The organism is Mesorhizobium sp. M7A.F.Ca.US.014.04.1.1 (assembly GCF_003998745.1).
Classification (GTDB): domain Bacteria; phylum Pseudomonadota; class Alphaproteobacteria; order Rhizobiales; family Rhizobiaceae; genus Mesorhizobium; species Mesorhizobium ciceri.
This window is the reverse complement of the sequence record NZ_RZRW01000204.1, coordinates 1-9,493: the sequence shown is the minus strand read 5'-3', so window position 1 is coordinate 9,493 and position 9,493 is coordinate 1. Positions and strand designations below refer to the sequence as shown.

The window sequence follows — 9,493 nt, the reverse complement described above, 5'->3', positions numbered from 1 at the left end:
GGTCGGAGAACTGGATGGCGGAATTGGCGCCGAGGCCCGACAGCATCTGCGCGAGCAGCGCCTTGCGCCGGACCAGCGGCGCCTTGGTCAGGTCCCAGCCGTCGAGATGGAGAAGATCGAAGGCGTAGAAATGGAGCTTGCTGCCGGCGCCCTCGGCCAGCGCATCCTGCAGCAGCGCGAAACGGCTGATGCCCCGGGCGTCGAGCACCACGATCTCGCCATCGATGATGGCGTCGCAGCACGGCAGTTTGGCGAACGCATGCGGCAGGTCGCCATAACGCTTCGTCCAGTCGATGCCGCCACGGGTGATCAGCTTGACCGCGCCCTCAGTGAGATGCGCCATGGTGCGGAAGCCGTCGAATTTGCTCTCGTGCAGCCAGACCTGTTTGGTGTCTTCGCCATCGGGCGGTTTTGGCACCTGCGTCGCCAGCTGCGGCTCGATACGGGCAAGCATGGGGGCCTTGAAGGCGCCCGGCAGCGTGCCGGGCTTCAGCGATCCCTGTCTGGGCGCGGGTTTGGCGGCGGGCTTTGCCGGCGCCGCCAGCTCCTCGATGCGCAATCCGGATTTGACGCTCTCCGGCCGGGCCGTGAGGATGTCAAGCGCAGTGTCGGCCGCGAGGTCGCGCTCTTTGAACAGCAGCCAGTTCTTCTTGTTTTCGTCCTCGCCGGGTTTCGGCTTCAGCCGGGTCAGCATCCAGCCGCCATTGAGCTTGGCGCCGGCCAGCCGGAACTTGAAGGCGCCGGTGCGCAAGCTCTTTTCGACATCGTCCATCGGCGCCCAGCTGCCGGTGTCCCAGACGATCATCGGCCCGCCGCCATACTCGCCTTCGGGAATGACACCCTCGAAGTCGATATATTCGAGCGGATGATCCTCGGTCTCGACCGCCAGCCTTTTGTCGGCCGGATTGAGCGAAGGCCCGCGCGGCACCGCCCAGCTCTTCAAGACATCGCCGACCTGCAGTCGCAGATCATAATGGTCTGCGGTGGCGTGGTGCTTGTGCACGACGAAGCGGTTGCCGTCGCTGCTGACGAGCCCGCCAACCGGTTCCGGCGTCTTGGCGAATTCGCGTTTGGCGCGATAGGCTTTGAGCTTTGGTGGAGTTGTCATCGCAAAGATCGAAGCACGGCGGCCAGGAACAAGCCAGTCACGCTCTCAATCGTCAGCGGCCGGCGTCAACTCGAGCTCCGCCGGCGACAGCCCTTGCTGCAACTGGCTCAGCCGGAATTCGTCGACCCAATAGGCCTCGCCATCGACCAGAACCCGGGCTTGGTAGGTGCCCTCCGAAAAACGCTGCTCGGTGATGTAGACCTTGTGACGATCGAGCGCTTTGCGCACCGCGGCGCGTTTGGAATTCTGACCTGTGACGGGACTGAACATGACACTGCCCTCGGTCGCCCTGACACGCAACGCGGCCGCTGTCGGCGGCCTTGCGACTGGCTCCAAGGATGCCGGAGACGAGGTGTCCTGTCAATTTCGTGGCAGTGCAGGTTGCAGTCCGGTTAAATTTTGCAGTCTTTTGAAGATGCTCGGGTCTCGGCCTGAATCACGATGTGAAGCGCGCGAAGACGAAGCCGCGCGTGATCGTGCCTGTTGCCGCCAGCCTACGAAGCGGCCGGCATACCCGAATGAGTGGATTTTCGGACTTCCCCGATGAGATCGAGTGTCGCTGCCGCGACCTCGGCAACCTGAAGCCGCTGCACACAATAGACCCCACCGGGGTTGTTTTCTTTACAAACACCTGGAGCGATGCATGGACAGGGCATGACCGGCTGGAGCGTCCGGTTCGGGACACCGAACGGGCCCCATTGCTCAGGCGACGTCAGGCCGTACAACCCCACCGCTGGAGTTCCGACAGATGCCGCGATGTGCATCGGGCCGCTCTCATTGCCTAGAAAGATTGATGCTTCGGCCAACAATGCCGTCAGGACTTCAAGCGAGGCCTTTCCGACGACACTGGCGACCGGCGACGCCGCCACTTCAAGGATCCTTTGCGCGGCAAGCCCCTCATCCGGCCCACCAACGAGCAGAGATCGCAACCCGGTTCTGGCGTATACCTCGTCGATGACCGCAGCAAAATGTTGCGGCGGCCAACAACGCCCTTCGAACCTGGCGCCGGCATGCACGGCCACATATGACTTCTTTGCCAAAGCGTTTTCCGCAAGAATCCTGGCACACTCTTCCTGGGCGGTCCCGTTCGGCTGCAGCCGAGGCGTTGGGTCCTGACAATCCAACCCAAGCGCGTGGAGTGGAGACAGGTTCCTGTAGAGATAATGGGGGCCGCCCTGTCCGAAAGTCGCGGCGAGAACGTTTGCAAGCTGGATTTCCCAGAACTTCATCGGATGCTCGGAAGGATCGAAGCCGACGCGAAGTGGAGCGCCGATCAAACGATGCATTATCCGCGAGGTTTTTGAATCGGTAAGGTCGATGCTAAGATCGAATTTTCGACGCCGCAGATCAGAGATGACGCCACGATAGTCGCTCAAACGCTTGAGCAGAGTCCTTCCTCTGCCGCGGGATTCAAAGCCAACGGCAACATCGGCGATCCCTTGCGCGACGATGAACTGCTTGAGTCCCGGCGCACAAAGCATGGTTACCGATGCTTGTGGATAAGAAAGACGCAGGTTGCGAACCAAAGCAGATGTCAGAACGACATCTCCAATGTACTTCGTTTGAATAATGAGGATGGAACGAATCCCATCTCCTAAACTTGCATTCATCGAGGTGATCTGCCGAAAACGCCAATTTGAGAAATTCTGCCGACGACACTCATTTCTGAACGTCAAGCGCGCTTTCAAATATAGAGCCAACCAACCCTGTCAACAACCTTGCCGGCCTTGGTGCCTCTTTGCATCGGTCGTCGGCAGGACCGGCAAACGCTCGTCCTCAGTCCTTCAATCGCCGCAAGCGGCGCGTCAGGCCCTGAACGGCTTTGAGCAGCCGGGGGCGCGACCGCGTCATGCCTTCGACCCGGCTGCGCAACAGAATGGCTGCGTTCGCAGCCCTGCCCCGCACCGTCACCGGTTCGCAGATCTCGGCCAAAACCGAACTCGCGGCACCAATATGTTGCTTGTAGCCCTGGCCGCCGACCGACAGGTCGAAATAGTCGAAGCCCCGCTCGCATCCCCACATCATCAGCTTGCCCATCGTCGTCAGGCCGGGTGAGACATTGGCGACCGCGTTCTGGTCGATGCCCAGCAGGAGGGCGTGAAGTGTGCCTTTTCTGACCAGCACATAGATGGAGGCGAGCCAGGCTTCACCGACGCGTAGACCGAAGAGCCGCACAGATCCATTGGACAGGCCTTGCAGCGCCGCGGCGCGGTAGAAATCGACGACCGGGACCTGCGTCAGGAGGTCGAAACGCCCAAGCTCACGAAAACGCTTCAGCCGCAATTCCAGCAGCACATCCAGGAGCTCCTCGGTCAGATCAGGCGTGTCGGCCTCGACCAGAGCGAGGCCACCAAGCTGTTCGAAGCCGCGGCAATGCTTGCGGAAGGCCTTGGCAAAGGACGGCTTGCAGATCCGCTTGATGAGCGTCTCCGGGTCGCCGTGCAGGACGAGGCCGGAGGTGACCTGGATGGAGTCGCGCGCCACCGAAAGCAGTGCCAGCGGATTGACGAGGCCGTGGATCTGCTGCGGGATCCCCGCGATATGGATGCGATCCGCCGGTGGCAGAACGGCACGGACCGCCGCCCACATGGCGTCGGCACTCTGCCTGGTCCACGCTCTCCCATCCGCCAGCAGCGGCACCGAGTAGTCGCACACGCGGCAGCTCAGCCATTCGATGACGTGGTGGCCGAGGGCCCGGCGCCGCATCAGCGGCAGCAGCATGGCCGGCGCGCCGGTCATGGCGTCACTCACCTCGATGACGACCAGGTCCGCGTCCTTGGGCATCAGCCGTGCGGCGATTCCTTCGACCCAGGCATAGTGCTGATGGGCAGTGCAGACGCCGTGCGCCTCAAGCAGCAGCCATAGCAGCCTTACGGTATCGAAACTGGTGTGCAGCCGAGCCGTGAAGTGCGCGGTTGCATCAGCGTTGGCGACAGTCGGGGAAAACCGCCCACCGGGCAAATCCCTTATCGGAGTCGTTCGCGCCGCGTAGCTTGCCACATGCTTCTCCCGTCATTCCGATCCCCCACGCAGGCGCCGCAAGTCCCGCATCAGTCCCTGGAGCCTCTTCAGCAGCCGAGGTTTGGAGCGCACGAACACCTCGGTCCGGTTGCGGACCTCGATGGCTGCGCTCACGGCGCTGCCTCGCACCGTAATCCCGTGGCAAAGCTCGCGCAGGCCCGAACCCACGGCACCCATATGTTCCTTGTAACTCTGGTTGCCGACCGACAGGTCGAAATAATCGAAACCGCGGCCGCGCGCCCAGCTCATCAACTTGCCCATGATCAGAAGTCCCGGCGAGACATTGGGCACCGCGCCCTGATCGATTGAGATCAGCAGAGCATGAACGGTGACTTGATGGATCAGCAGGTATTGTACGGCGATCAGAGCTTCACCAACACGCAACCCGAAGAGCCGCACCGACCCATCCGACAGGCCCTCGAGAGCGGCGTTTCGATAGAAGTCGACAGCCGTCGCCTGCGTCAGCAGGTCGAAGCGGCCCAGTTCGCGAAAGCGGCTGAGCCGCATCCGGACCAGGCCGCCGAAGATGACCTCCACCAGGGCCGGCGTGTTGGCTTCGACCAGTTCCACGTCGCCAAGCCGTTCGAGGCGGCGCCAGTCCTTGTTGAAGGCCTTGACGAAGGATGGCCGGCATAGGCGCTTGAGCACGGTTTCCGGGTCGCCGTCGATGGCGAGGCCGAAGCTGGTATGCAGGGAATCGCGCGTGGCTGCGAGCAAGGCCAGAGGGTTGGTGACGCCGCTGATCGATTGCGGAATTCCCGTGATCTGGATGCGGTCCGCCGGCGGCAGCACGGAACGCACCGCAGCCCACGCGGCCTGCGCCGATTGCATCGTCCACGGGCTGGCATCTGCCAGCAGCGGTGCCGAATAGTCGCAAACGCCACAGCTCAGCCATTCGATCACCCGATGGCGGAAGGCCGGCCGCCGTATCAGCGGCACCAGCATTCGCGGCGCGCCCGTCACGGCATCGTTTACCTCCACGATGAGCAGTTCCGCACCTTCCGGCATTAGCCGCGCGACGATCCCCTCGGCCCAGGCATAATTCTGGTGGGCGGTGCACACACCGTCCGCCTGGAGGCGCAGCCAGAGCGGCCTCACCGCTTCCAAGCTGGTGTGGAGCCGCGCCGTGTAGGCATCGATGGCGACGACGGTGGCCGGATGGGAGGACTGGCCATCGGGCGAGCCGGTCACCGCAGCAATTTGCACCGCCTGGACTGCCATGTTTTTTCCTATCGCTTTGCCGTAGCGAACGGCAGCGTCCGCCGCCACGCGCCCAACCGGCTGTCGCGCGCCTCATCGGGATGCTCGATATTCCACATGCGGTGATGCGCGAAATACCACGATGCCACGAGCACGAACATCTCCGAGACGGCGGAACCCAACAACGCCCACGGCGGAGACGCGATTGCCAGCAGGGCCGCGATCAGCGCCAGCCCGACGACCGCGCCGCCCGTGGTGATGAACGCGACGATCCGAAAATCGCCGAGTATCTCAAGCACGATGCGGGGCATGATATAGAGCATGATCGGGACAAAATTCGCGATCACGAAAAGCCCGATGAACCAGGTCGAAGCGTCCTGGAGAGCCTGGGATTTTATCATCGGCAGGACGAACATGATCGCACATCCATAAGCAAGGCCGCCGAGCCCCATGACGAGCGCCCAGATCTTGGCCTGCGTCCAGACACGGCCTGTTTCATTGTTCCGCATCAGCCTGGCGAGATCCGGCTGCGTCATGTTGACGAACGCAAGGCTGATGATGCGCAGCGGAGCAAACAGCACCAGAACCGCCGCCAGCGGTGCGTAGGCGGCTGGCCCGGCAATGCCGGCGACCAGCAGCGCCAGACATTGACCCTGGATGTTGGTGGTGGTCGCGCTGAATGCCGACCAGCGCAGTTGGGGCCAGAGCCTGACATAGCGTCGGCGCGTCGGCATGCGGAAGCTGATGCGAAGCGAGCGCCGAGCCAGGCGGACCAGGACGAAAATGCCGAACACATTTGCGGCTGCAAGTGCATAGAATACGGTCTGCAGCGGGTCTTGGACCAACCAGATCGACAGCCCGGTCAGGACACAGCCGGCGACTGTAAAAGCGCCATCGCTGATGGAGACGACAACCTGCTGGCGCCGTGCGAAGAAAGCCGTGCGCATATGGCTGCGCAACGACCAGGCACCGACGAAGCAGCCGGCGGCAATTCCGCTTGGATCTCCAAGGACATGCATCAGAACAGCCGGGCCGACGGCCATCAGCAACGCCACGATCAGCGCCGCCGTTCCGAACGCCACGTCATAGGTATTGACGCCGGCGCTGTTGGTGCTCTTGCTCATCCAGATGCTGGCGGGAACAGCGGTGAGCGACCTGATATAGGACAGGCCGACCCCGCCCATCACCATGCCGATGGCGAAGAGGCCGTAGCCCTGCGCCGACAGCATGTGCAACAGCATGATGTTGAGGGCGAAATGAAAGCCGCTCTGCATCGCCTCGCCGCCGATCATCAGCACGAGGCGTCGAACCAGATGGCTCGGAAACGCTAACTTCACGGCCGTGTCTCCGCTGCGCGGGCAGCGGGCGCCCTGCCCGGCCGCGCGATGGTCGTCTTCAGCTTTTCGGCGGCGATCGCGGTGATCGCCGCGGCCGCGACCGGCTCGCTGAAGATCGCCTCATAGCGCGCGCGCCCGGCAGCGACAAACCCGCGCCAGGCCTCAGGGGCGAGGATGATCTCCTGCAATTTCGCGCCAAGAGCTACTGCGTCGCCGGGCGGAACATGCCAGCCGGTCTGCCCGTCGCTGACCACTTCCACCAGCCCGCCGATCGCCGACACAAGCGGCGGCCGGCCATAAGCCATCGCCTCGATGGCGACGCGGCCCAGCGATTCCGGACGCCGCGACGGCACGGTGACGATGTCGGCCCAGCGATAATGCTCCGAGGGATCGGGAATGAAAGGCAGGACTCCGACGCGCCCGGCAAGCCCCATCGTTTCGACCAGTTCGGCAAGCGCACGCTCGCGCTCGGTGCTTTCGAAGGCGCCGCCGACCAGCCGCACCTCGACCCTCGCCTGGAGTTCTGCCGGCATCGAGGCGATCGCCTCCAGCAGGACCTCCTGCCCCTTGATCCGGTTGATGCGGCCGAGCAGCAGCACCCGCAATGGTCGCTTGCCGTCATACGTCATTGGTTCGACCGCCGCCGGCCCGGCAACGCCGTTGTAGACGACATGCGCGCGCGCGGCCTTGGGGTCGCCGAAAGCGGCTCGCGTCGCGCGCGAGTTGAAGATCAGATCCGCATGGCTCCAGTGCATCAGGCCGACGAGTATCCTGCGCATGGCGCCTTCGGGGATCTCGTGGATGTGCAAGACGGCTTTGTGGGGCAGTAATCGCGCGGCCAGCGCATAGTCGGCCACGATCGAGGTGTTGACATAGACGAGGTCGCAGGCCTTGAGGCGCCGCCACGCCCTGAACACGGCAACCGGCAATCGCGCCATCTCGACTGTCGCAAGGCGCGCAATGGCCTGGCGCCTCAACACCCAGAGCGGTTCGAAGACGATCCGGCTGGCATGCGCTTCCAGGATCTGGACGATCGGCCCGCTGCGCGGCAAGACCACCTCGATGTCGGCCGACGGAAACGCGGCGCGCAGCGCAGCCACGCTCTCCGCGAAGCTGCGGTCAGAACCATAGAGTTCATAACCCTGATGAACGCAGGCAATCCGCATCTTTGTTTCCCGCCGGGTGCTGCAACCATCGCGCTGGGCGATTGTGGCAGAACCCCGTCCGCAAGAATCATGCCTGGTTCGATATGTCCGACTATCGGTTCGATATGTCCGACTGCCGGCCGTACGCCCCTGGCATTGCTTCGTTTCGATACAGCTACGCACAGAAGGGTTGACCGAGAATGAAACAACCACCGGGTTCAACACCGTTTTTTTACAACCCCGCGCCATGATCCCCTCCCAGGATACCGAAATCGGAAGATGGCACGAAAGTTGCGGTCTGCTCATTATAAATTAAGCAATATCTAATATATGAAATGTGTGAAAGTGCCGCCGGCCATGAAACCAGAAAAGCCCGCCATTCTAATCCTGGGGACCCGCGGCATACCCGCGGCCCATGGCGGCTTTGAAACCTTTGCCGAAAAACTGGCGCTGTTTCTTGTCGGGCGCGGCTGGAAGGTCGGCGTCTATTGCCAGGATGAGGTCGAGCGGATCGACCAGCGGGTGCGCAGCGAAACCTGGCGCGGCATCGAGCTCATTCACATCCAGGTCGCCTCCAAGGGACCGCGCGCGACCCTGGAATTCGACTGGCAATGCGCCCGCGATGCTGCCAGACGACAGGGCGTTTGCCTGGTGCTCGGCTATAATGGCGCGGTCTTCCTGACCTGGCTCAGGCTGAAGCGGCGCAAGATCTTCACCAACATGGACGGCATCGAGTGGCGTCGCCCCAAATGGGGGATGGCGGCGCGAACCTGGTTCTGGCTCAACGAATGGATCGGCGCTTGGGCCTCGCATCGGCTGGTCGCCGATCATCCCGCCATCGCCGATCACCTGGCGACGCGCCGGCCGCGCAGCGCCATCGCCACCATCGCCTATGGCGCCGATCCGGTGGCATCAGCGCCCGAGGCGCCGGTCCGGGCGCTCGGCCTCGAGCCCGGGCGTTATCTCATCTCGATCGCGCGCATCGAACCCGACAACAACATCCTGCCGATTGTCGAATCCTTTTGCTCCACCAAGCGCGACATGAAGCTGGTGGTGCTGGGAACGCTGTCCGACGACATCCCCTACCATGCCGCCATCCGCAAGGCGGCGAACGGCTCGGTGGTCCTGCCGGGCGCCATTTACGACCAGGCAACGGTGAAGGCCCTGCGCTTCCACGCCCGCGCCTATCTGCACGGCCACACGGTGGGCGGCACCAACCCGTCGCTGGTCGAGGCGCTGGCGGCCGGCAACATGGTGATCGCGCATGACAATCCCTACAACAGGTGGACCGCAGGGGCTGCGGCGATCTACTTCACCGACAAGAACAGTTGCGCCGAGCGGATGCAGCAGGCGCTGGACGATGATGCCCTGGTCAAGGCCTGCGGCGTTGCCGCGAGGGCGCGGGCCCGCGAAGCCTTTCGCTGGGACGATGTCCTGCTCGCCTATGAAAACGAGGCCTATCATCTGCTCGGCATGACCGCCGCCAAGACCACTGCGATGGATCACGCATCGCCAGGAACCGTATGATAGGCTGGTCGCGCCGGCGGGTGCTGCGGACCGCGCTGTCCACTGCAGCGGCTCTCGGCTCGCTCCCGGTCGCACCAATCGCTCGCGCCGCCGCCGGGACGCGGTTTCGGCGCGGCGTCAACGCCTGGCCCTGGTTCTCGCTGACGCGTGAATTT

At 63.3% G+C, this 9,493-nt stretch carries 8 protein-coding genes; 1 reads left to right on the top strand and 7 read right to left on the bottom strand.

Annotated elements, in window-relative coordinates; translation table 11 throughout:
* From EOA22_RS15565 to EOA22_RS15535, 7 genes are all read right to left on the bottom strand, one after another.
* On the bottom strand, window positions 1-1,108 hold a 1,108-nt coding region (locus tag EOA22_RS15565; RefSeq protein ID WP_281040764.1), incomplete at its 3' end, for a DNA polymerase ligase N-terminal domain-containing protein.
* A gap of 45 nt (window positions 1,109-1,153) precedes the next feature.
* Window positions 1,154-1,378, bottom strand: coding sequence for a hypothetical protein (locus tag EOA22_RS15560; protein ID WP_027160830.1), 225 nt, complete (start codon window positions 1,376-1,378; stop codon window positions 1,154-1,156).
* Between the two features lie 224 nt (window positions 1,379-1,602).
* Window positions 1,603-2,784 (bottom strand): glycosyltransferase family 9 protein, encoded by a 1,182-nt coding sequence (locus tag EOA22_RS15555; RefSeq protein ID WP_335918267.1) that lies wholly within the window; start codon window positions 2,782-2,784, stop codon window positions 1,603-1,605.
* 100 nt (window positions 2,785-2,884) lie between these two features.
* Complete coding sequence (locus tag EOA22_RS15550) at window positions 2,885-4,108, bottom strand: GNAT family N-acetyltransferase (protein ID WP_063168633.1); 1,224 nt, start codon at window positions 4,106-4,108, stop codon at window positions 2,885-2,887.
* Between the two features lie 12 nt (window positions 4,109-4,120).
* Window positions 4,121-5,350: a GNAT family N-acetyltransferase gene (locus EOA22_RS15545; protein ID WP_063168634.1), complete on the bottom strand. Its 1,230-nt coding sequence runs from the start codon at window positions 5,348-5,350 to the stop codon at window positions 4,121-4,123.
* Window positions 5,351-5,358: 8 nt separating this feature from the next.
* Entirely contained in the window at window positions 5,359-6,666 is a 1,308-nt protein-coding gene (locus tag EOA22_RS15540) for a hypothetical protein (protein ID WP_127390067.1), read from the bottom strand.
* Window positions 6,663-7,832: a glycosyltransferase gene (locus EOA22_RS15535; protein WP_082826508.1), complete on the bottom strand. Its 1,170-nt coding sequence runs from the start codon at window positions 7,830-7,832 to the stop codon at window positions 6,663-6,665. The genes EOA22_RS15540 and EOA22_RS15535 overlap by 4 nt, the downstream gene beginning before the upstream one ends.
* A gap of 336 nt (window positions 7,833-8,168) precedes the next feature.
* On the opposite strand from EOA22_RS15535, the gene EOA22_RS15530 reads away from it, so the two are divergent.
* Window positions 8,169-9,338 (top strand): DUF1972 domain-containing protein, encoded by a 1,170-nt coding sequence (locus EOA22_RS15530; protein ID WP_027160834.1) that lies wholly within the window; start codon window positions 8,169-8,171, stop codon window positions 9,336-9,338.
* Window positions 9,339-9,493 lie beyond the last annotated feature (155 nt).